This window comes from Acidimicrobiia bacterium (assembly GCA_030584185.1).
Classification (GTDB): domain Bacteria; phylum Actinomycetota; class Acidimicrobiia; order Spongiisociales; family UBA11373.
On sequence record CP129495.1, the window covers coordinates 1612850 to 1632713 of the forward strand.

Sequence of the window (19864 nt, forward strand, 5' to 3'; positions counted from 1 at the left end):
CTTCCTCACCCTCCTACGGCGTCACCATGAAATAGCCCATCATCTCGAGGTGCAGCGCCGAGCAGAACTCGGTGCAGTAGAACGGGAACACCCCGCTCTGGTCTGCCACGAACTCCACCTTGGCGTACTCCCCGGGCTCGAGGCTCAGGTTGATGTTGTAGCCGGGAACGGCGAACCCGTGGGTGGCGTCCACCGACTGCTCGATGTTGGTCAGGTGCCAGATCACGCGGTCGCCGGCCTTCACCTCGACCCGTTCCGGGTTGTAGTGGCTGCGCACCACGGTCATGAACACCTCGACGGTGTCTCCATTGCGAACCACCCGCTCATCGCCGCTCTTCGGCGCCTCGGGGCTGACGCTCATGGTGTGCGGATCCCAACCGACCTCCGGGTAGATCGACCAGGGCTGAAGCTTGTCGGCCTTGATCATCTGCACGTAATGCGGCTCGCCCCATCCGATCGGCATGTCGTACAGCACCGGCATGATCTCGCCGGACTGGCTGATGTCGATCAGCTGGAAGTTCTGCGGCAGCAGCGGCCCGGGGTGGAAGAAGCGGTCGATCGACCACTTGTTCAGTGCCACCAGCCAGTTGCCGTCGGGCGAAACCGTGTCGCCCTCCGCAGCCACCAGGTGTCCGATGTTGTACTGCACGGGGGTCTTGGTGACCAGCTCCCATGAGTCCGTGTACGGCGGCCCCAGGCTCCATCGAGCCACGGCGCTGTCCAGGAACAGGCTGGTGTACGCGTACCCCTTGTCGTCGAACTCGGTGTGGAGCGGCCCCAGGCCGAGCTCGACCTGCGCCTCCATCACCGAGTCGAAGTCGAGCACCGGGATCCCGAACGGGTCGAGCACCCAGTTCTCCGCGGCGATCGCCGCCTGGATCTTCTCGAACGAGTAGATCGTGACGTGCGGATCGAGCTTCCCGGATACGACGATGTAGTCGCCCTTCGGCGCCACGTCCGCCCCGTGCGGGCTCTTCGGCTCGGGCACGAAGTAGAGGAGGCCCTCATCGATCGTGGTCTGCAGTGGGATCACCGGGAAGCCGTTCACCTCGACGGTGCCTCCGGCGGCGGCCACCGCGGCGGCCGCATCCAGGTTGATCACATGCAGATAGTCGTTGTCACGGGCCGACACACCGGCCTCGAAAGGCGGGTTGCCGTCTTCGATGCCTCCGGTGGCCATCTCGGTGTTGAGCGATCCGCAGAACACCCAGCCTTCCGACACCAGCTTGCCGGCGTCGCACAGGTCCTGCCAGTAGGGCGGCAGCTCCATGGCGAACGAGGCCTCGGGGTCGATCCGGCCTGCCTCTCGGTCGAACTTCCAGAACGTCACCATTCCCCGGTAGGTGGTCTCGTACTCACCGATCGGGGCGTACTCCCAGCCGAGAGGCGTGGCGTACTGACCGCCCTCGATCACCCACTCGGTGTCGGGGGTCACCTTGGTGCCGCCATGGTCGTTGATGGCGATGGGGTTCTTCACGATCTGCTTGGTCTCGAAGTCGCGCAGGTCGATCACGGCCACACGGGCGTTCGCCTTGTCGTTGATGAAGAGGAACTGTCCGTCATAATCCCCCGCCGTCTCCGAGAGCGCCGGGTGGTGGGTGTCGCCCCAGAGGACCTCCTTGCCGTCGACCTGCCCCTCGGCGAGGACCTCCATGGTCCCCTCGGCGCCGTAGCCCCAGCCCTGCCAGGGCTCCGGGGTGAACACGCCGATCAGCTTGAGCAGGCGCATCGAGGGCACGCCGATGACGGCCACCTGGCCGCCCTGGCCGCCCGAAGCGAACATGATGTAGGGGTCGATCTCACCCGACGGCATCCACGTCGTCAGTGCGGCGTCGATCTGGTCCTGGGTGAAGCCCCTCTCGACTGCGATGTCGGACCCGCTACCCGAGTCGTCGTCGCTGCACGCCCCCAGCACCAGCAGGACGGCGAGAAGCGCCACCATGGCGCGACTTCGTCCTGCCCGCAGCCGGGGAGGCGTTGCGTTGGTCATTGGTTTCCTCCCTTTGTCGTCCCTGTACCGCCGCCCGGCGTTCCGGTGTGGTCGAGCAGGGGCACCGCCCGCAGCTCGGCCGCCATCACGTCGCGCGCCCGTTTCCAGGTCTCGTGCAGGGCGCAAGGCTCGGGTGACGGACACGCGGCGTGATGCAGCACGCACTTCCCGTCGTCGACTGGCCCCTCGACCGCCTCGATCAGTTCCAACATGGTTCCCGCCTGCGCCGATGGGTCGAGCCGGTAGCCCCCCGCCGGCCCTGGTTCGGAAGTCACCCAGCCGCTGGTCACCAGCGGTCGCATGACGTGGGGCAGGTAGTGGATCGTGGTGCCGATGCGCCGGGCCAGGTCGGGCCCCTTGAGCCCTCGACCATCCCGGTCGAGGGCGTCGATGGCTCGTTTTGCCAGATCGGTGCGTTGGGTCGCTTCGAGTCTCATTCCCTGAGTTGCGTAGTCCGCAACTTCGTGAACCCTTTCACAAATCCGACCCGGCGCTCAGTGGCCAAGGTCCCCTGGGTACCGGGTCTTTCGACCCGATGGGGCCGGAACGGGATCGCATCGAGCCCGGGCCATTAGCCTGGCCACCATGGCTCCCCGTCGACTCCTTTCCGCCCTGGCGATGTTCGCCCTGGTGGCGGCGGGGTGCACATACGAGTCCTCGGGCACCACGACCACGACCACCGTCGCCGTGGAGGACCGCCCCGCTCCCACCAGCCCGGGATCACTGATCGTGAGCGACCAGCGGTCCGAGGGGTCGTCCGTGACCATCGACTCGGTCGCCTTGCCCTCGCCCGGATGGGTGGTGTTGCGGGCCGACTCGGGCGGCAGCCCGGGGGAGCTGATCGGGATCAGCGACCGACTCCCCGCCGGGTTCATCACCGGCGTCACCGTCCCGCTCCTGATACCGCTGGCGGAGGACGCCACCGTGCACCTCGCCCTGCACGTCGACGTCGACGACGACGGCTCATTCGTATTCGAGCCGCCCGACGCCTTCGTGGACGGCATCGCCACCACCACCGAAGGGGATCCGGTCACCGCGGTGGTGCGGGTGACCCTGTTGCCTCCTTTGAGCCCGGGCGACGCCTTCGTCGAGGAGCAGACCACCGATGGCACCACGCTCGATGTGGCGAGCGCCTTGCTCCCCGCTGCCGGCTTCGTGGCGCTGCATGCCAACGAGGGGGGAGAGCCGGGCGAGGTGCTGGCGGTGACCGACCTGCTCGAAGCCGGCGAGGTGACCGAGTTCGCCTTCGAGGTGGATCCGCCTCTGGCCACCACCGGAATCGTCTTCGTCGTGGTGTGGGTCGACCGGGACGAGGACGGCGTCTTCGCCCCCGGCGAGGGCACCGATGCGGTGGCGATCCGGTCCGACGGCGGACTCGCCGTCGCCGAGGTGGTCATGACGGTCATCCCGACGTCACCTGCCGCCGTAGAGGCCGACGATCAGGAGGTGACGGGAAACAGTTTCGTCGTCGCCTCCGTGGAGTCGCCGGCCACAGGCTTCCTGGAGGTGTTGAGCGACGCCTCCGGCGAACCGGGCGAACGGGTCGCCGTGGTTCCCGTGGGCATCGGCAGTTTCACCGACCTGTCGGTCGACCTGCCGGATGGCTTCACCTCGGGCGACCGGCTGTGGCTCCGCCTGTGGGTGGAGTTCGACGGAGACGGGGCTCTCTCGGCGGGCGATCTCCCCGCCCTCGCAGAAGCGGGCGGCACCGCCATCGAGGTGTCGCTGACGGTGACCGTCATCGAGGAGGAGTAGAGCCCCCTCGGGTGGGCGGCCAGGGTGGCACCCGTCCCAGCATCGAGTGGGGCCGTTCGCAGCCCAGCAGCCCCGCCAGCCAGCCGCCCACCTCGGCGACCCCGTCGTGGTCTACGCCGGTGTCCTCTCCCATTGCGGCGAGCATCGCCGTCAGATCCTCGGTGGCCACGTTGCCGCCGGCCCCGGGGGCGAACGGGCTCCCCCCGAACCCTCCCACGGCGGCGTCGAGGGACTCGACCCCCGACCTCAGTGCCGCAACCGCATTGGCGTACCCGGTGTTGCGCGTGTTGTGGAAGTGGGCGCGCCGCGTGCAGTCGGGCACCGCCTCGGCCACCGCCGTGAAGAGGCGCTCCACGGCCACGGGATTCGCCACACCGATGGTGTCGCCCAGGGCGATCTCGTGACATCCCGCCGCGGCGAGGCGGGAGGCGAGGTCCGTCACCGTCCCCACCTCGACCACTCCCTCGATCGGATCACCGAACGCCACGGCGATCGTCGCCGAGACCCTCAGTCCGGTCGCTCGGGCCCGCTCGATCAGAGCGGCCGCCTCCGAGTTCCGCCTGACGGCTTCGGCTCCGGTGTTCTTCAAGGCGTATCCGTCGGAGGCGTACGCCACGACGTTGACCTCGTCGAGGTCACAGTCCAGGGCGCGATCCATCCCCCGCCCATTGAGCACCAGGCCGATAGCCGAGAAGGAGCGGGGCGTGAGGGCGGCGCTGATCTCTTCGGCGCCCGCCATCTGGGGCACCCGGCCGGGGTCGGCAAAGGACACGGTCTCGATCCGCTTCAGGCCGCAGGCTGCGAGGCGGCGGATGAGCTCGACCCTCCGCTCCGGAGTCAGAACCGCGGTCTCGCTCTGCAGCCCGTCGCGGGGCCCGACCTCGACGATGCCGATCATTGGTGTCCTCGCCTCTCCTGCGCGAAGGGTGGCAGGTCGACCGTGTCCGCGCCGACAGGTGCGACCGTCGGTGTCGGGTTGGACGAGCCGGTGTTGATGACCCCTTCGCACCGGCGGTGGGGTCGAAAGGATCCGAAGTCCCGCTCGGGCCGCTGCGCCCGGGGGCCGATCCTTCCCGGCTCGACGAGCGGGCCGGGGATGGTCCGTTCCACGATGATCTCGTCGAGCCTCACTGTGCCCCTCCGCCGCTGTCGGCGGCATTCTCGCGTGGCTCCGGCGGCAGGGACGGGGTTCGGCCGGCTCGGGTGGGCTTCGTCGAGGAAGCGGTCCGGATCCCCGTGAGCCTCCCGCCGGTGACGACCGGTGGCGGCGGCGCAGCCCGGTTGGCGGGAGGCTGGGCGCCTACCGGGGTAGCCTTTGGGGATGCCGCTCAACTTCGGACTCGGCGGGAAGACCTATCCGTCGGTGACCCGGACCATCACCGCCGACGAGATCGCCGCGTACGCCGCCGCCTCGGGGGACGACAACCCTCGACACCGCCCGGGTCCCGACCAGGTGGCCTCACCTCTGTTTGCGGTGGTCCCGGGCCTGCCGCTGGTGGCGACCGTCGGCCTCGACCCCGAGCTGGGCGTGGAGAACCCGCTGATGATCGTCCATGGGGAGGAGGAGGTCGTGCACCACCGCCCTATCCGCCCCGGTGACGGTCTCACCTTCACTCCGACGCTGCTCTCAGTGGAGGACAAGGGGCGCGGTGCGACCTTCGTGGTTCGGGTCTCCGCCCACGACCCAGACGGAGCCCCGGTCAACGACCAGTACGCCACCGTGTTCGTCAGGGGGGGCGGGAGCGGAACCGACCGTCCCAAGGCGGACCCGCCGGCCGATCCGGTGAAGGGGGCGGCGGTCGCCGAGTTCACCAGCCATGTGGCCCCGGAGATGCCCGCCCGCTACGCCGAGGCCTCGGGCGACCACAATCCGATCCATCTCGACGATGCGGTGGCCAAGATGGTCGGCCTCCCCGGCATCATCAACCACGGCCTGGGGACGCTCTCGTTGGTCGCCGCCGGTCTGGTACGCGACCTCGCCGCCGGCGATCCGGAGCGCCTTACCCGCATCGGCGCCCGTTTCACCGAGGTGGTGCTCCCCGGGTCCTCCCTCTCCACGACGGTCTGGGAGGGGGCCGAAGGTCACCTGTTCGAGACGGTTCGTCCCGACGGCGCGGCGGTCATGACCGGCTGGCTGCAGGTCGCCGACTGATGGCCCGCCTTCGCCTCTTCGCCAACCTGCGTGAGATCGCCGGGACCGGTTCGGTCGAGATCGAGGGCACCACGGTCGCCGAGGTCCTTGCCGGCGCCTCGGAGCGGTTCGGTGACGAGTTCACCCGGGCCCTGTCCCCGGCGGCGGTGTGGGTGGATGGCGATCGTGCCGATCAGGAATCCGCGGTGGGTCCGGCGTCGGAGGTGGCGGTCATCCCGCCGGTCTCCGGCGGGACCACGGTGGTGCGGTCCCCGATCCTCATGGAGATCGGGCTGGTTGCCGCCTTCCTGGCGGCCCTGGTGATCTCCAGTCGCATGTCGCTGCAGTGGTACGCGGTGGCGGTGGTCCTGGTGGGAGGCGTGTGGGTCTTCGACGTATCCACATCGTCCGAGCGGCGCGGCATCCCCCTGGCCCACATACCCGTCCTGCTCTCGGTCGGTGCGGCGGTGGCGGCCTCCTATCGATTCGGGGTGGCCGGGATGGCGGCAGCCGCCGTCGGATCTCTGCTGCTGGTCCTGGTCTGGAGCGTCGCCGTCGCCGGGCTGCGTCCCGTCGACTCCTTCGCCGCCGGCGGCGCCCTGGCGGTGGCGGCCTCGCTGGGATCGTCGGCCATGGTTCTGCTTCGCATGGGGTCCGAGGACCTCACCCTGGTGTTTCTGATGGTCCTGTCGGCCGGGGTCATGGTGGCGTGGCTGTCGGACCGCACCGAGAGGCCTCTCGTCGACCCGCTCGCCGGCCTCGTGGTCGGGGCGGTGCTGGCCGGGGCGATCGGCGGGGCACTCTGGGCTCCCGATCTGCTCGACGCACTCGGAGCCGCCGTCGCCGCATCCATCGCTCTCGTGGCAGGCCGCAATCTCGGGATGCTGTTGCGGGTGGGGGGGCTATTCGCCCCGGGTCCGGTGCCGGGCAGCCTTTCCTACTTCGACGGGGCGCTGCTGGCCGCCACGGCCTTCTGGTCGGTCCTGGTGGTGCTCGCCTGAGTCGGCGATCGACTCGTTTTCGCTCAGATCCGGTCGATGGCCGAGAGCAGGGCCTCGTTCTCCTCCGGCGCACCTGCCGTGATCCGCAGCCAACCCTCGGGAGCCACCGGCCGCACGATGAAGCCGCGGCGGAGGAGCCCGTCGACCACTCGGCCGGCGGCGTCGCCGAAGCCTGCGTAGACGAAGTTGGTCTGGCTGTTGGCCACCTCGATCTCCCGTTTGCGTAGCTCCTCCATCAGGTAGGCGATGGCGGCTGCGTTGCGGGCTGCTCTCTCCCGCACCCGATCCTGATGGCGGAGTGCCTCGGTGGCAGCCACCTCGGCCAGGGTGCCCACGCTGAACGGGAGCTGGATCCGACGAAAGGCGGCGATCAGGTCGGGATGGGCGACCGCATACCCGATCCTCAGCCCGGCCAGCCCGTACACCTTGGAGAATGTGCGGGTCACGACCACGTTCTCCCGGCTCACCGCCAGAGGGATCATCGAGGAGTAGTCGTCGGCGGTGGCGAACTCGGCGTAGGCCTCATCGACCAGGACCAGCACGTGGCTGGGAAGCGACTCGATGAATTCGGTCAGCGATGCCCCCGACACATGAGTCGAGGAAGGGTTGTTGGGGTTGCAGACATAGACCAGGGTGGTGTCCCCGCGAACTGCACCGGCCATGGCCTCCAGGTCGAAGCGGTGCTCCTCATCGAGCGGGACGGCGATGTCGGTGGCGAATGCGGTGCGGGTCCCGATCTGGTACAACCCGAACGAGGGCCACCCGAACACCGCCGAGGTGCCCTCGCCACCCATGGCCAGCGCCGCCACCAGTGCGAGCTCGTTGGACGCCCCGCCGCACCAGATCCACTCCGGTGGCACCGCAAGGTGCTCGGCAAGTGCCGGGGTGAGCAAGGAGCGGGCGTCGTCCGGGTATCGATTGAGGCCGGCCAGGTGTCGGGTGAGCACCTCGATCACCTCGGGGAACGGCGGATCGGGGTACTCGTTGGAGGCCAGCTTGACGACACGATCCAGCCCGAACTCGGCGGCGACGGATGCGATGGAGCGCCCAGGCCGGTAGGGCTCGATGCGGTCGATGTCGCTGCGGAACCTGACGGTCATTCTGAGGCAGAGACCTTAGAGCCCATGGACCCACCTGCGGCCACGGTCCGGGTGGTTCGGTGTCCCGGCGATCATCCGGTTCACCGGGCTCCTGCGCCTGCCGATGGGAATGCCGTGGATAAACCGCACCCGTCCATACCATGAGACCCATGCTCCGCCTTGGTCACCGGCTGGTGGCCCTTGTGATCCTCGTCGTCCTGCCGTCGGCAGGACTGTCCGCCCACGCCTTCGACATCTCCGAGCAGGATGTCGAGGAGGCCCGGCTGGAGAGGGAGGAGGCGGCCCGTCTGAGGGCGGCCGCCCTCACCGACGTCGAAGCGGCGATCGCCTCCTACGAGGCACTCAACGCCGAGCTGCAGGACCTCACCTTCAAGGTGGGAAGGCTCCGTTCCCGGCTCGACACCTATGAGGCGCGCAACAGGGAGCTCCGTCTCCTGATTCGGGATCGTGCCGTCGAGTCCTACATGAGCGGTCCCGAGCGCGACGAGATCGCCAGGGTGTTCAGCCCCGAGGAGGCGCAGCAGTCGATCCTCGCCCGCGAGGTGCTGGCCCTCGCCGTGGACACCGATCGAGCCGCTCTCGACGACCTGATGGCCGCAACCGCCGAGATGGAGCGGCTCCAGGAGGAACTGGCCGCCGACACCGAACGGGTCTCACTCCTGCGGGTGGAGTCGGAGGCGGTGGTGGAGCGGATGAACCAGCTCTTCGCCGAGGCGGCGGCCACCTATCAAGAGGCCGACACCACCTATCAGGAGGCGTCCGCCGCCCTTGCCGAGAAGCGGCGTCGCGAAGAGGAGGAGCGGCGGCGTCGCGAGGCGGAGGAGAAGCGTCGCCAGGAGGTCAGGGCGGCGCTCGGGGCTCCGGCCGAGGGGGTGCCCCTCTACGTCACGCCCGGCTTCATCTGCCCCATCGCAGCCCCCACCTGGTTCACCGACACCTGGGGCGCCCCGCGCGCCGGGGGCCGTCGCCACAGCGGCACCGACATGTTCGCCGCCTTCCGCGCCCCGTTGGTGGCTGTGGCCGACGGCACCGTGAAGCTGTCTTTCAGCGCCCTGGGCGGAAACACGCTCTGGCTGTACGCAGACCATGGCGTCGAGTACTTCTACGCCCATCTGGATGGGTACGCCGACGGGCTGACCAACGGACAGCGAGTGACCAGGGGGACCCTGATCGGCTACAACGGCGACACCGGCAACGCCGCCCCCGGGGCGTACCACGTCCACTTCGGCATCAGGCCGGGTGGAATCATGATGGTGAACCCGTATCCTACGGTTCGTGCCGTGTGCCCCTGAGGGGCGCCACCATCATCTACCCTCCCACTGTGACCGAAACCCGCCGCCGGATCGACATCATCCAGGATCCCGAGTTCCTGGAGTCCCTCGCCGCGGTGCCGTTGGAGGAGCTGAGGGGGCGCCGCACCATGTGCAGCGACCTCGACGTGGAGCTCTCCTTCTATCGCAGGATGATCCACGGTCGGCTCGATCTGCTGGCATTCGAGTTGCGTCGTCGCGCCGGTGAGGAGCACCAGAGCCTCCTCGAGGCCCTGCCGAGGATCCTCTCCGAAGGGGCCTATCTGTCCCAGCCCGGCCTTCCGGCCCGGTCGCTGTCGTTGGATGTGCCCGACATCCCTTCCCCCGGACGCAGGCTGGTGGACCGTGCTCTCGAAGGCGACTTCCTGGCCCGGCTCCCATCACTCGACGACGAGGAGCTGCGCCAGACGCAGGCGTTCCTCGACGAGGTCGAGGCAGACGTCTCCCGGCAGCGGCGGCTGGTGCACGATGCCCTGGACGTGTTGCACCGGGAACTCACCCGCAGATATCGGGAGGGCCTCGCCGACTCGGGCGGGTTGCTGACCTCGGAGTGATGGTCGCCTCCACCAGGGACGGCCTGATCGAGGCCGTGCACCCGGTGTCGGTGGCGGCGGTGGGGCCGGACGGCGCCGTCCTCGCCACCTCGGGCGAGACCGCGCGGGAGTTCTTCATGCGCTCGGCCATCAAGCCGGTTCAGGCCGCCGTCTCGGAGCGATTCGGGACGCCGCTGACGGCAGAGCAGAGGGCGGTGGCCTCCGCCAGCCACGGAGGCTGGCCGGTCCACGTGGCGCTGGTGCGGGCGATGCTCGCCGGCGTCGGACTGGACGAAACGGCACTTCGTTGTCCGCCGGATCGCCCGTCGTCCTCAGGCGCCGACCGGGTGTGGGTCGAGATGGGTGTTGCCGGTCCGCAGCGGGTTCTGCACAACTGTTCGGGCAAGCACGCCGCCATGCTGCGGGCATGTATCACCCAGGGCTGGTCGTTGGAGTACACGCCGGCCGACCACCCGCTCCAGGTGGAGATCCTGGCTATCGCCGAGGAGCTCACCGGGCGACCGGTGGGTCCGGTGGGAGTGGACGGCTGTGGCGTACCGACGATGCGCAGCGACGTGATGGGGCTGGCGCGGGCGTTCGGCGCGGTGGCGACCGATTCTCGACTCTCTTGCGTCCGGGACGCCGCCCGGCGTCTTGCCCCGCTCACCAGGGACGGTGAGGCCCCGGAGGCGACGCTCGCCAGGTGGCTGCCGGTGGTGGCCAAGGGTGGTGCAGCAGGATGCATCGGCGTGGCCTGGGTCGAAGGAGGGATCGGGCTGGCCGCCAAGGCGTGGAGCGGATCCGGCGCCGCCGCCATCGCCGCGGTGGTGACGCTGCTCTGCGACCTGGGGATCCTCGGCGGTCACCCGTTGGAACATCTCGACGAGGTTCGCTCCCCGGTGGTCAAGGGCGGGGGAAGACCGGTGGGGCGTCTTGCGGTCGTGGAGAGATGACCTCCTGGTCGCTTCCGGATGAGTTGGAAGCCACGGCGCCACTCACCGGTCCCTTTCCGCTGTCCGGCTTCGTTGCCGCCTGGTGGGGGGCATTCGGGGTCGGTGATCCTGTGATGGAGCGATCCGAAGAGGCGGCGTTCGCCCTCGTCGTAGACCGGGGGACGGCACGCCTGCCCGGCGACGCCGATCTGACCGACTACCACTCTCCGCTGGGTCAGCACCCCGAGTCCGTGATCGCCGCCACCGTGTCCATGCTCGATCCGGGAACCCGTCTCGTGCTCGACTCCCTTCCGCGCGAGGCACTCGAGGCGGTGACCGCCGGCCTCGAGGTCGCCGGTCTGACCGTTTCCTCGCGTGAACACGCCGTGGCGATGGTCCTCGACCTGCCGGCCGACCCCGATCTCTACCTGGCGCGGCTCGATGCCAAGCAGCGTCATGAGGTGCGTCGCAAGCGGCGCCGGTTCGTCGATGCCGCCGGCGAGCCTCGGCTGGTGCGCGATGCTTCCCTCATCGACCGGTTCGTGTCGATGCATCGTGCCGCCGAGGGCGACAAGGGAGGCTTCATGACCCCGTCGATGGAAGGGTTCTTCGGCTCGCTGCTGAATGAAGCCGGGGCGGTGCTCGACGTCCTCGTCGACGGTGAGGGTCGACCGGTCGCAGCCGCCTTCGGGTTCGAGGACGATCGGGCCTACTACCTGTACAACTCGGCCTTCGATCCCGAGCACGGGGGTATCTCCCCGGGCGTGGTGCTGGTCCACGCCCTCGTCGAGAGGACGATCGCCAGCGGCCGGACCCGATTCGACTTCCTCAAGGGGAGTGAGAGCTACAAGGGTCGGTTGGGGGCGGAGCCTCGCCCTCTCTTCGTGGTGGAGGCAGCGGTGTGATCCGGAGAGTCGCCTTCGTCAGCGTCCACACGTCGCCGCTGGCCACGCCGGGAACGGGCGATGGCGGCGGCATGAACGTGTACGTGGACGCCCTGGCCCGCCACCTGGCCGATCGTGGGGTCGCCGTCGATGTGTTCACCCGACGCGTCGACAGAGATGCACCCCACGAGATCGATGTCGCTCCCGGCTACCGGGTGATCAACGTGGACGCCGAAGGGTCGGATCGGGCAGAGATGATCGGCGCCTTCTCCGAGGGTGTCGCCAAGTGCCTGGTGTCGAGCGACCTGCATCCCGAGGTGATTCACAGCCACTACTGGCTGTCGGGATGGGTCGGAGCGCTCCTCCAGGACGTGCTGGGCATCCCGCTGGCCATCTCCTTCCACACCCTGGGCCGGGTCAAGGAGGCATCCCGCATTCCCGGGGAGCCGCGCCAGTCGCTCGTTCGAATCGCCGCCGAGGCCGAAGTCGTGGCACGGGCCGGATGTGTGATCGCCTCGACCCCTGCCGAGGCCGCCGACCTGATCGAGCACTATCAGGCCAACCCGGAGCGGATCTGTGTGTCGCCTCCGGGCGTCGACCACGGGCTGTTCCATCCTGGAGACCGCCGACTCGCCCGGGAGCGGTTGGGTCTCGGAGATCGCCCGACGGTGGCGTTCGTCGGGCGCATCCAGGCTCTCAAGGGTGTCGACATTGCCGTCGAGGCGGTCGGCCTCCTCGATGGCGTGGATCTGATCGTGGTCGGTGGTCCCAGTGGCCCGTCGGGTCGGACCGAACTCGGGCGGCTGCGTGCCCTGGCGGAGACTGTCGCCCCGGGACGAGTCCGGTTTCTCCCTCCCCGACCCCACGCCGAGATCGCCGATGTGTATCGCGGGGTCGATGCCCTGGTGGTCCCGTCCCGGTCCGAGTCGTTCGGCCTGGTGGCCGTCGAGGCCCAGGCGTGTGGGACGCCGGTAGTGGCGTCGGCGGTCGGTGGGCTGGTGTACTCGGTGGCCGACGGCGAATCGGGCCGCCTGGTGCGCAACACCGACGCCGAAGGGGTCGCCTCCGCCCTGCACCCGATCCTGTTCGACCGCGGCGAGTGGGAGAGGCTCTCGGCCGGCGCCGTGATCCACGCCAGCCAGTACTCGTGGGACGCCACCACCGCCCGCCTCCTCGAGCTGTATCGGGGACTGTTGGAGTGAACCCGAAGCGTCTGGTGGAGGAGGTCACCGAGCGGTGGCTGGCGGACGAAGAATCCGACGTGGTGTGGACCGGCGATCACGAGGGACGGCGAGGTGTCCGGATGCGCCAGCGCACACGCGACTTCACCACCGTCTGGTTCGAGGTCGGCGAACGGACCTTGACCATCGAGGCCGGAGTCCTGCCCGCCCCACGGTTTCGGGTCGAGGAGGTGTACCGGCAGTGCCTGGTTCGCAACCGCCGGACTCGACGGCTTCACTTCGCCATGGACCCCGAAGGAGAGGTGATCCTGGTGGGAAGGATCCCGGTGGAACACCTGGACGAGCAGGAGCTGGATCTGGTGCTCGGCGAGGCCTGGGAGCTGATCGAGGTGGCCTTTCGTCCCATGGTCGCCGCCGGGTTCGGTCGCGAAAAAGATGCCTGACCGTTGGTTGTCGACACGCCTTGTGCACAACTGCCTGTGGATTGCTGTGGACATGTGGGCAAGTCGGGCAGGTGGGCGGACACTGCGGGCGTCGGGGTCGTTCCTGGCGAACTGCGTGGCCGGGAACGCGAAAACCGGTCTGGGGCGAGCCGGTTGACCGCACCGTCTCCGGGCCGTAGTTTCGGAGGTGCAAGGCCCAAGGTGCCGATGCAGCAGAGTGACTCGTTCGGGGAAGTGCGGGGATCGATGCGGTAGAGGTTCCTTGGGCCTTGGCGCGCTCGTCGACCGATCACACGCCGAACATGAGCTCACCGAGCCGTACCCTGCGCGTGTCGAAGGTCTCCGGGTCGATCCGAAGGGTGCCCAGGCGCAGCCCTCGCATCCCTTCGCCGTGCCTGGTCATCACCCGGACCCCTCCGTCGTCGTGTTCCAGGATCCCGAGACCGAGGCAGGTGCCGGTGCCGTCTTGGAGCCCGACGAGTATCCCGTCGAGGCGGGTGAGGTCGAGGCCGTCGGGGAGGGTCGGTGCGAACACGGTGTCGCGAACCCGCCACTTCTGGAGTGGCGGGCCGAGGGCGGCTGCGAAGGCGGCCGCGCGATGCTCCCGGCGGCGCTCAGGATCGGAAGGCCGGACCTCAGGGTCGACCGCCACCAGCACGACTTCGGCTCCGAAGAAGCGCCGCAGCATTCCCGCCAGGGGTTCTGCCTCGGCTCCTCGTTGGAAGGCGACCACCACCTCGGGGCGGCAGAGCTCCATCTTGTGATACTTGAGCGTCTCGCCGGCTACGCCCGAGATGACCCCGGTGGTGTCCACGACGACGAGATCGGCCGATCCCCTGGCATGAGAGGTCAGGGCCGCAGTCGCCACCACCTGCTGCAGGACGACGCGCTCCGGGCCGATCGCTCCCACGAAGTGCAGCCGGTCCGGCTCGATGGCGGCGGTCGGATCGTCACCGGATGAGAAGAGGCGCAGGCCGACGCACGCCGGAGGGCCGACCGTGGTCTGGTCGATGTCGGCGTCGACCAGGGCTGCGGTCGTTCCGTTTCCGATGGCGGCGCCCACGAGGTGGCGGGCGAAGGTCGACTTCCCGGTGTCCCTGGCGCCGAGGAGCATCACGACGCCGCGACCACGGGCCAGGTCGTCGACGAGTCCGGCGTGAAAGTGATCGGCCATGAGGTCCGGGAGGTGGGCGGCCGATCGTAGTTGTCGGAGGTCGCCTCGGATCGACCGGTATCCTCGATCGCCCATGCCCGGACTCCCGGTCTCCTTCCTAAGTGACTTCGGCGCCGTCGACGAGTTCGTCGGCGTGGTTCACGGCGTCATCGAGCGGGTCGCTCCCGGCACCCGGGTCTTGGACGTCACCCACGGGATACCGAGGGGCGACGTCCGGGCCGGGGCACTTGCGCTGCTGCGCGCCGTTCAGTATCTGCCCGACGGAGTGGTGCTGGCAGTGGTCGACCCCGGGGTCGGCACCGCCCGGCGAGCCCTGGGGGTGGATACCGCCAGGGGGTTCTTCGTGGGACCGGACAACGGCCTGCTCGCCCCTGCGGTGGCCATGGTCGGAGGAGCCGGCAGGTTCGTGTCGCTCGAGGCCCCCGAGTTCCGCCTGGCAGCCGCCGGGGGAACCTTCGACGCCCGCGACGTCTTCGCTCCTGCGGCGGCCGTGCTCGCATCTGGCGAGGCGCGTCTGGAGGACCTGGGACCGCAGGTGGATCCCGGATCGATCAGCCCGCTGCTGCTTCCTCTGGTCGAAACCGGGGACGGGTTCGCATCCGGCGAGGTGTGGTGGATAGATCTCTTCGGCAACGCTCAGACCAACGTCTCCCCGGACGACATGGCACTCGCCGGCCTCCTGCCCGGAAAGCCGGTCGAGGTTCGGATCGGGGCGGCGACGCACACCATGGAGTGGGTGAACGGATACGGGGACGGCAGGAACCCGGTGGTTCACGTCGACTCTCACGGCTTGATGACGCTTGCCATCGCCGGGGGGCGAGCCGATGAGCGTCTCGGGCTGCAGGCCGGGTCGTCGGTCGTGTTCAGGTCACCGACACCAGACGAACGACGAACACCACCCCCGTCACCATCAGGGTGAGCAGCAGCAGGATGATCACGATCGTTGTCCCGGGACGCATCGGCAGGGAGACGATATCGCGATGAGCGAGGTGACCTTCATCACGCGCCGCGGCTGCACGCTGTGCTCCGCCGCCTTCCCGCTGGTGGAGGCGGCGGCGATGCGCCGCGGCCACTGCCTGGAAGTGGTCGACGTGGACGATGCCGGGTTGGCATCACGCTACGGGGATCGCGTGCCGGTGGTGCTGCGTGACGGCGTGGAGGTCGCCTGGGGAAGGCTCCGCCGGCGAACGGTGGCGCGCGCCCTGCGCTGAGAGCCTGGTGCTGGCGCGGCCCACCGGATTGGACCTTCGGGGCGGCACCTATATTGCGCGGTGGTGAGCAACATCCCCCGCGTCACGGTGCAGCGACTTCCCGTCTATCTGCGCTGCCTGGAGAGCCTCGCTCCGGATCAGAAGCAGATCTCCTCGGAGCAGCTTGCCGGGCTGGCGGGTGTGCTCGCCGCCAAGATCCGAAAGGATCTCTCCTATCTGCGCCTGCAGGGGGTGCGGGGCGTCGGTTACGACGTCGACCACCTGAAACGGGAGATCCGGATGGTTCTCGGCCTCACACGTGAGTGGGCGGTGGTGATCGTCGGCATCGGCAACCTGGGCAGGGCCCTGGCCAACTACGCCGGCCTCGGGGAGCGCAGGTTTCAGATCGTCGGACTCTTCGATCGTGATCCGAAGAAGGCCGGAACCCGCGTCGCCGGCCTCACCGTCGAACCCGTGGAGTCGCTGGCGTCGGCCATCGCCGCCCGGGGAGCCACCATCGGGATCATCACCACTCCTGCCCATGCGGCCCAGGAGGTGCTCGACGACCTGGTGGAGGCAGGCATCCGGTCGGTGCTCAACTTCGCCCCGACCGTCCTGAAGGCGCCAGACGGTGTGGAGGTGCGCCGGGTCGATCTCTCCATGGAGTTGCAGGTGCTCACCTTCTATCAGGTGCGCACCGGCTGAGACCGGGCTACTCGCCCTCCTGCTCCGCCTCGTAGCGGCTGAGGGCGGTCAGGAACATGGCGAAGAGCAGCAGGGAGGCCAGCATCAGGGCCCCCGGCAGGATCCGCAGCTGGAAGGCGTTCAATCCTTCGACCAGCGTGGGGCGAAGGCCACGGGGCGAGTACAGGGTGTACAGCAGCCCGACGATCGCCAGGAACCCGAAGAACGCCGCTCCCGTGGTGAGGAAGGCGAGGCGCCGACCCAGGTTGGTGTAGTTGATGATGAAGATCGTTCCCCAGAACACCGCCAGCGACGAGATGGCGACGATGAGGCCCCGCACCAGCACGCCGGGGGCGGGGTTGCCGTCCGGTCCCACGTTGTTCTTGCCGACCAGGTTCTCGTAGGCGACGTCGAGCAGCGCCCGGAACTGGGGGATCATCGAGGCCAGCACCAGGACGGTCAGGGCCACCCCCAGCCACTCCAGCCGGGTGAGCCCCTGGTCGTCCTCGTGGATGCGGCGGATCATGGCAGCGCCCTCTCCAGCCTGACTATCAGCATGATGTCCTCGGCGCTGAGCACTGCGCCGAACCCGGGCATCCAGCCGCGTCCGATCCCATTGACGCCGTACGCCACGGCCTCGTCGGACCCCTTGACGATGAAGTCGTAGTGATCCTGCTCCACCGGGAACTGGGTGAGCGACCTGCCGCCGCCGAGGGCGGGGCCGAAGGCGCCCGAGCCGGCGGCCTTGGTGAACTGGAACCCAGCCGACCAGCCGGCGGTGTGGCACCGGGCGCAGTAGGAGTTGTACAGGCCGATGGCACGCCGGGCGTCGGTGACGTTGCCGTCGAATCCGGCGGCGGCGACAGCCTCGACGTCGAAGGCGTAGAGGCGCTCCTGTTGCGCCGTCTCGAGGAACTCGAGTCCGGTGGCGGCTGCGGCGAGCAGGTTCTCCAGGTTGGCCGTGGTGAGGCGAAGGTCGCGCTCGATCGAGTCGAACTCGGTGACCAGAGGCCCCAACAGGGTGAGATCGGGGATCGGTGTCGGTCCATCCATGGTGCTGTAGGCGTCGGTCGGGTCGAAGAAGGCGGCCTCGATCGCGGTGCGTGCGTCCGACGGTGGGGCGGCTGCCACCATCGCCGCCGTGAGCAGGTTGAGCTGGGCTTCGGCGAGGTCGCTGACACCGTCCCGGTCGCCATCGGCGGCGGTCCCGTCACACGGTGCCGCCACCACGGCTGCGCTGGCATCGGTGCAGGTCGCCGGGGAGGTGAGGATCTCGGCGAGCCGGTCGGGGAGGTCCTCGATCATTTCGTACTGATGGGGAACGAGGCGCAGGGCGACGATGTCGGCCGCCTGTGTGGCCACGGCGGCGGCGACCGAGTCGTCGGCCCGGGCGATTCGGGCGATCTCGGCCGTCACCTTCTCGTCGGCCTTGGCCACGACCTCGGACTGGGGGATCTGGATCGACTCCAGGTAGGCGAGCAGCTCGTCGATCTGCTGGCTGTTGAGCGGCCCGCCGCCCTCGACACCCCAGGCCGGCATCGGGGTGCCGGGCCGCCCGTACACCAGCCAGAAGCGGGCCTCTTCCTCGGAGTATCGATAGAAGACATCGTTGACCGAGGGGGCCTCCCACGAGGTGCTCAACCCGCTGCGTCCTTCGATGTAGGGGGCTGCCCCGCCGCCGCCGTCGGCGCCGTGACAGCCCCCGCATCCGTACTCGATCCACCATTCGTGGCCGCGTTCTTCGGCGATGTGTTCGAACCTCTCGGCCGCCGCCGCCTGTCGGGTGCTCTCGTTGAGGTAGTAGATCGGCAGGACGACGGCCATCGCAGCCGTGGCGATCAGGGAGTAGAGCAGGATCTTGTCGAGGCGGCGGTTCTCCAACTCGTCGTCGGTGAGGTACGGCGACAGGTTCGGTGGCGGCGCCTGTCGGCGGTGGGCGACGCGCGTCTGGCGAACCAAGAAGGCGAGCCAGCCGACGACGAGGGCGGCGACCACGGCCAGCACGAAGGCGCCGAGGCCCATCAGGAGTCCTTCCTCAAATGCACGACGGCCCCTGTGGGTACTCGGCCGTCTTCACCGTGGCCCGAGAGGTCTCGATCACCGTCCCGGTGTCGATGACCAGCTGGCCCGACTCGTCGACGCTCAGAGCGAACCGGTCGAGGTTGCGGGGAGCGGGCCCGTCCTCGTACTCGCCGTGGTAGTTGTACTTGGAGCCGTGGCAGGGGCACTCGAACCCCTGGGAGGATTCGCACTGGGGAACCCGGCAGCCCAGGTGTACGCAACGCTGCCACAGGGCCATCAGGCCGCCTTCGACCACCGGCAACCCGTCGAATGAGGAGCCCTCCATCTGCCCCTGGAACGGAACCAGGTACGCCTGAGCGGCCGGGAGGAACAGCGGGCTGACACGACCGTCGGGAAGGAACACCTGGGCGGCGAGATCGTCGAGCTTTCCGGCGATCACCTTGGAGCCGAAACCGCCTGCCTTCAACTTGGGCCACATGAAGCCGAGCGAGAAGATCCCCATCTGGGCCAGGAACAGGCCGAACACGCCGAGGATGCCCCGGTTGAAGAACTGGCGGCGGGTGACCCCGAACTCGTTCGGGTCCACCTCCATGCGCTCCTCGAGCGGGTCCACCGGCACCGGTTCTTCGGCCCCGGGGTCGGCTGGCTCCGGCACCGACACCGGCTGCCGGGCCCGACTCGCCTTGCGGTCGCGCCGCATCGCCTTGCGATCGAGACGGCCCGTGACCGGACCCGGGGCGCCGCCGCGGCGCGCCGCGATGCTGGCGACGGCCAGGCCGCCGATGAGGCCGATGGCGGCGAAGGCGAGGATGACGATCTGGGTGGCGCTCATAGGTCGAAGAAGATCCCGTCTCTCCATGGGAAGGTGAAGTTGAAGCCCTTCCCCCGGTAGAACGACCCGATGATGGTGAGGATGGCCGAGGCCACCACGAAGAAGGTGAACACCATGATGGCGAACTTGCGGTCGGCCGGCCTCGTGGAGCGGTTGCGGTCCACATAAGGGATGAGGGCCAGGCCGGCGAGGCCGAGACCGGGGATCAGCACTCCGGCGATCTGGGGATCGAAGTAGGAGAGCAGCTCCTGAAGGCCGAGGAAGTACCACGGTGCCTTCGACGGGTTGGGCTGGGCGTTGGGGTTGGCCAGTTCCAGCAACGGGGCGTCCTGGAAGATCGAGAAGACGATCAGCAGTCCGAGCACGACCAGCAGGGCGACGAATTCGATGGCCAGCAGGTGGGGCCAGACGTTCACCTTGTCGGTCGGCTCCCGCTTCACCTGTTGGATCGCCTTGGCCTTGACGACGGTGAGCATGCGCTGGGTGCGCACGCCTTCGGGGATGGCGGGAGCCGCCGGGGGGCGAGGCGGGGCGGCGGTGGCGGTGGCGGTGGCGGTGGACGCCGTCTCGCCAACCGCAGCGGGAGCCGGTGCGTCGCCGCCGGTCATCTCGGCCCAGACCTGTTCGAACGGCACGCCGGTGGCCTTGGCCTTCGCCTGGGCCGATCTCCGCAGCAGGTGTTCGGGAACGTTTGCCATGGTG

At 68.9% G+C, this 19864-nt stretch carries 21 protein-coding genes; 12 read left to right on the top strand and 9 right to left on the bottom strand.

Annotated elements, in window-relative coordinates; all coding sequences use genetic code 11:
* Positions 1–13: 13 nt before the first annotated feature.
* Complete coding sequence (gene nosZ, locus QY307_08265; protein ID WKZ82073.1) at positions 14–1990, bottom strand: Sec-dependent nitrous-oxide reductase; 1977 nt, start codon at positions 1988–1990, stop codon at positions 14–16.
* Positions 1987–2427 carry an Rrf2 family transcriptional regulator gene (locus QY307_08270; protein ID WKZ82074.1) on the bottom strand — a complete coding sequence of 147 codons (441 nt, stop codon included), beginning with the start codon at positions 2425–2427 and terminating at the stop codon, positions 1987–1989. The genes nosZ and QY307_08270 overlap by 4 nt, the downstream gene beginning before the upstream one ends.
* A 148-nt stretch (positions 2428–2575) precedes the next feature.
* Between QY307_08270 and QY307_08275 the strand changes: the two genes are divergently transcribed.
* Positions 2576–3745 (top strand): hypothetical protein, encoded by a 1170-nt coding sequence (locus QY307_08275; protein WKZ82075.1) that lies wholly within the window; start codon positions 2576–2578, stop codon positions 3743–3745.
* On the opposite strand, the gene QY307_08280 is transcribed toward QY307_08275, so the two are convergent.
* Complete coding sequence (locus tag QY307_08280; GenBank protein WKZ82076.1) at positions 3729–4643, bottom strand: hydroxymethylglutaryl-CoA lyase; 915 nt, start codon at positions 4641–4643, stop codon at positions 3729–3731. The two genes, QY307_08275 and QY307_08280, sit on opposite strands and share 17 nt — an antisense overlap.
* Before the next feature lie 423 nt (positions 4644–5066).
* Here QY307_08280 and QY307_08285 point away from each other — a divergent pair, with 423 nt between their 5' ends.
* Together QY307_08285 and QY307_08290 are read left to right on the top strand one after the other, a co-directional pair.
* Positions 5067–5897, top strand: coding sequence for a MaoC/PaaZ C-terminal domain-containing protein (locus tag QY307_08285; GenBank protein ID WKZ82077.1), 831 nt, complete (start codon positions 5067–5069; stop codon positions 5895–5897).
* On the top strand, positions 5897–6877 hold the full coding sequence (locus QY307_08290) for a MoaD/ThiS family protein (protein ID WKZ82078.1): 981 nt from the start codon (positions 5897–5899) through the stop codon (positions 6875–6877). The genes QY307_08285 and QY307_08290 overlap by 1 nt, the downstream gene beginning before the upstream one ends.
* Positions 6878–6900: 23 nt before the next feature.
* Here the strand turns inward: QY307_08290 and hisC are convergent, their stop codons facing one another.
* The gene (gene hisC, locus QY307_08295) at positions 6901–7977 is read right to left on the bottom strand and encodes a histidinol-phosphate transaminase (GenBank protein ID WKZ82079.1); all 1077 of its coding nucleotides are present in this window, start codon (positions 7975–7977) and stop codon (positions 6901–6903) included.
* Positions 7978–8126: 149 nt separating this feature from the next.
* On the opposite strand from hisC, the gene QY307_08300 reads away from it, so the two are divergent.
* Genes QY307_08300 through QY307_08325 form a run of 6 tightly spaced genes read left to right on the top strand, consistent with a single transcriptional unit; the run spans position 8127 to position 13260 of the window.
* Positions 8127–9269, top strand: a complete 1143-nt coding sequence (locus QY307_08300; protein WKZ82080.1) for a peptidoglycan DD-metalloendopeptidase family protein — start codon at positions 8127–8129, stop codon at positions 9267–9269.
* Between the two features lie 29 nt (positions 9270–9298).
* Positions 9299–9841 carry a hypothetical protein gene (locus QY307_08305; protein WKZ82081.1) on the top strand — a complete coding sequence of 181 codons (543 nt, stop codon included), beginning with the start codon at positions 9299–9301 and terminating at the stop codon, positions 9839–9841.
* Positions 9841–10773 (top strand): asparaginase, encoded by a 933-nt coding sequence (locus QY307_08310; GenBank protein ID WKZ82082.1) that lies wholly within the window; start codon positions 9841–9843, stop codon positions 10771–10773. The genes QY307_08305 and QY307_08310 overlap by 1 nt, the downstream gene beginning before the upstream one ends.
* Positions 10770–11657, top strand: coding sequence for a GNAT family N-acetyltransferase (locus QY307_08315; GenBank protein ID WKZ82083.1), 888 nt, complete (start codon positions 10770–10772; stop codon positions 11655–11657). Before QY307_08310 ends, QY307_08315 begins: the two co-directional genes overlap by 4 nt.
* Complete coding sequence (locus tag QY307_08320; GenBank protein ID WKZ82084.1) at positions 11654–12838, top strand: glycosyltransferase; 1185 nt, start codon at positions 11654–11656, stop codon at positions 12836–12838. The genes QY307_08315 and QY307_08320 overlap by 4 nt, the downstream gene beginning before the upstream one ends.
* Entirely contained in the window at positions 12835–13260 is a 426-nt protein-coding gene (locus tag QY307_08325; protein WKZ82085.1) for a YbjN domain-containing protein, read from the top strand. Before QY307_08320 ends, QY307_08325 begins: the two co-directional genes overlap by 4 nt.
* 289 nt (positions 13261–13549) lie before the next feature.
* On the opposite strand, the gene QY307_08330 is transcribed toward QY307_08325, so the two are convergent.
* Positions 13550–14509 (bottom strand): Clp1/GlmU family protein, encoded by a 960-nt coding sequence (locus tag QY307_08330; protein WKZ82086.1) that lies wholly within the window; start codon positions 14507–14509, stop codon positions 13550–13552.
* Here QY307_08330 and QY307_08335 point away from each other — a divergent pair.
* The 3 genes from QY307_08335 to QY307_08345 all read left to right on the top strand — a co-directional run bounded on the left by QY307_08335 (position 14508) and on the right by QY307_08345 (position 16329).
* On the top strand, positions 14508–15353 hold the full coding sequence (locus tag QY307_08335; GenBank protein ID WKZ82087.1) for an SAM-dependent chlorinase/fluorinase: 846 nt from the start codon (positions 14508–14510) through the stop codon (positions 15351–15353). The genes QY307_08330 and QY307_08335 overlap by 2 nt on opposite strands.
* A gap of 61 nt (positions 15354–15414) precedes the next feature.
* Entirely contained in the window at positions 15415–15645 is a 231-nt protein-coding gene (locus QY307_08340) for a glutaredoxin family protein (protein WKZ82088.1), read from the top strand.
* Between the two features lie 63 nt (positions 15646–15708).
* Entirely contained in the window at positions 15709–16329 is a 621-nt protein-coding gene (locus tag QY307_08345) for a redox-sensing transcriptional repressor Rex (GenBank protein WKZ82089.1), read from the top strand.
* A gap of 7 nt (positions 16330–16336) precedes the next feature.
* Here QY307_08345 and QY307_08350 read toward each other — a convergent pair whose 3' ends face one another.
* Genes QY307_08350 through QY307_08365 form a run of 4 tightly spaced genes read right to left on the bottom strand, consistent with a single transcriptional unit; the run spans position 16337 to position 19860 of the window.
* A complete protein-coding gene (locus QY307_08350; protein ID WKZ82090.1) occupies positions 16337–16834 on the bottom strand; it encodes a hypothetical protein in 498 nt (165 codons plus the stop codon).
* Positions 16831–18330, bottom strand: coding sequence for a cytochrome c (locus tag QY307_08355; protein WKZ82091.1), 1500 nt, complete (start codon positions 18328–18330; stop codon positions 16831–16833). The genes QY307_08350 and QY307_08355 overlap by 4 nt, the downstream gene beginning before the upstream one ends.
* A 13-nt stretch (positions 18331–18343) precedes the next feature.
* The gene (locus QY307_08360) at positions 18344–19162 is read right to left on the bottom strand and encodes a Rieske 2Fe-2S domain-containing protein (protein WKZ82092.1); all 819 of its coding nucleotides are present in this window, start codon (positions 19160–19162) and stop codon (positions 18344–18346) included.
* Entirely contained in the window at positions 19159–19860 is a 702-nt protein-coding gene (locus QY307_08365; protein WKZ82093.1) for a menaquinol-cytochrome c reductase cytochrome b subunit, read from the bottom strand. The genes QY307_08360 and QY307_08365 overlap by 4 nt, the downstream gene beginning before the upstream one ends.
* Between the last annotated feature and the right edge of the window lie 4 nt (positions 19861–19864).

Bases quoted from the DNA above. Each gene is read 5' to 3' on its own strand.
- nosZ (WKZ82073.1), bottom strand. From the start codon at position 1,990: ATGACCAACGCAACGCCTCCCCGGCTGCGGGCAGGACGAAGTCGCGCC.
- QY307_08270 (WKZ82074.1), bottom strand. From the start codon at position 2,427: ATGAGACTCGAAGCGACCCAACGCACCGATCTGGCAAAACGAGCCATC.
- QY307_08275 (WKZ82075.1), top strand. From the start codon at position 2,576: ATGGCTCCCCGTCGACTCCTTTCCGCCCTGGCGATGTTCGCCCTGGTG.
- QY307_08280 (WKZ82076.1), bottom strand. From the start codon at position 4,643: ATGATCGGCATCGTCGAGGTCGGGCCCCGCGACGGGCTGCAGAGCGAG.
- QY307_08285 (WKZ82077.1), top strand. From the start codon at position 5,067: ATGCCGCTCAACTTCGGACTCGGCGGGAAGACCTATCCGTCGGTGACC.
- QY307_08290 (WKZ82078.1), top strand. From the start codon at position 5,897: ATGGCCCGCCTTCGCCTCTTCGCCAACCTGCGTGAGATCGCCGGGACC.
- hisC (WKZ82079.1), bottom strand. From the start codon at position 7,977: ATGACCGTCAGGTTCCGCAGCGACATCGACCGCATCGAGCCCTACCGG.
- QY307_08300 (WKZ82080.1), top strand. From the start codon at position 8,127: ATGCTCCGCCTTGGTCACCGGCTGGTGGCCCTTGTGATCCTCGTCGTC.
- QY307_08310 (WKZ82082.1), top strand. From the start codon at position 9,841: ATGGTCGCCTCCACCAGGGACGGCCTGATCGAGGCCGTGCACCCGGTG.
- QY307_08315 (WKZ82083.1), top strand. From the start codon at position 10,770: ATGACCTCCTGGTCGCTTCCGGATGAGTTGGAAGCCACGGCGCCACTC.
- QY307_08335 (WKZ82087.1), top strand. From the start codon at position 14,508: ATGCCCGGACTCCCGGTCTCCTTCCTAAGTGACTTCGGCGCCGTCGAC.
- QY307_08330 (WKZ82086.1), bottom strand. From the start codon at position 14,509: ATGGGCGATCGAGGATACCGGTCGATCCGAGGCGACCTCCGACAACTA.
- QY307_08340 (WKZ82088.1), top strand. From the start codon at position 15,415: ATGAGCGAGGTGACCTTCATCACGCGCCGCGGCTGCACGCTGTGCTCC.
- QY307_08350 (WKZ82090.1), bottom strand. From the start codon at position 16,834: ATGATCCGCCGCATCCACGAGGACGACCAGGGGCTCACCCGGCTGGAG.
- QY307_08355 (WKZ82091.1), bottom strand. From the start codon at position 18,330: ATGGGCCTCGGCGCCTTCGTGCTGGCCGTGGTCGCCGCCCTCGTCGTC.
- QY307_08360 (WKZ82092.1), bottom strand. From the start codon at position 19,162: ATGAGCGCCACCCAGATCGTCATCCTCGCCTTCGCCGCCATCGGCCTC.
- QY307_08365 (WKZ82093.1), bottom strand. From the start codon at position 19,860: ATGGCAAACGTTCCCGAACACCTGCTGCGGAGATCGGCCCAGGCGAAG.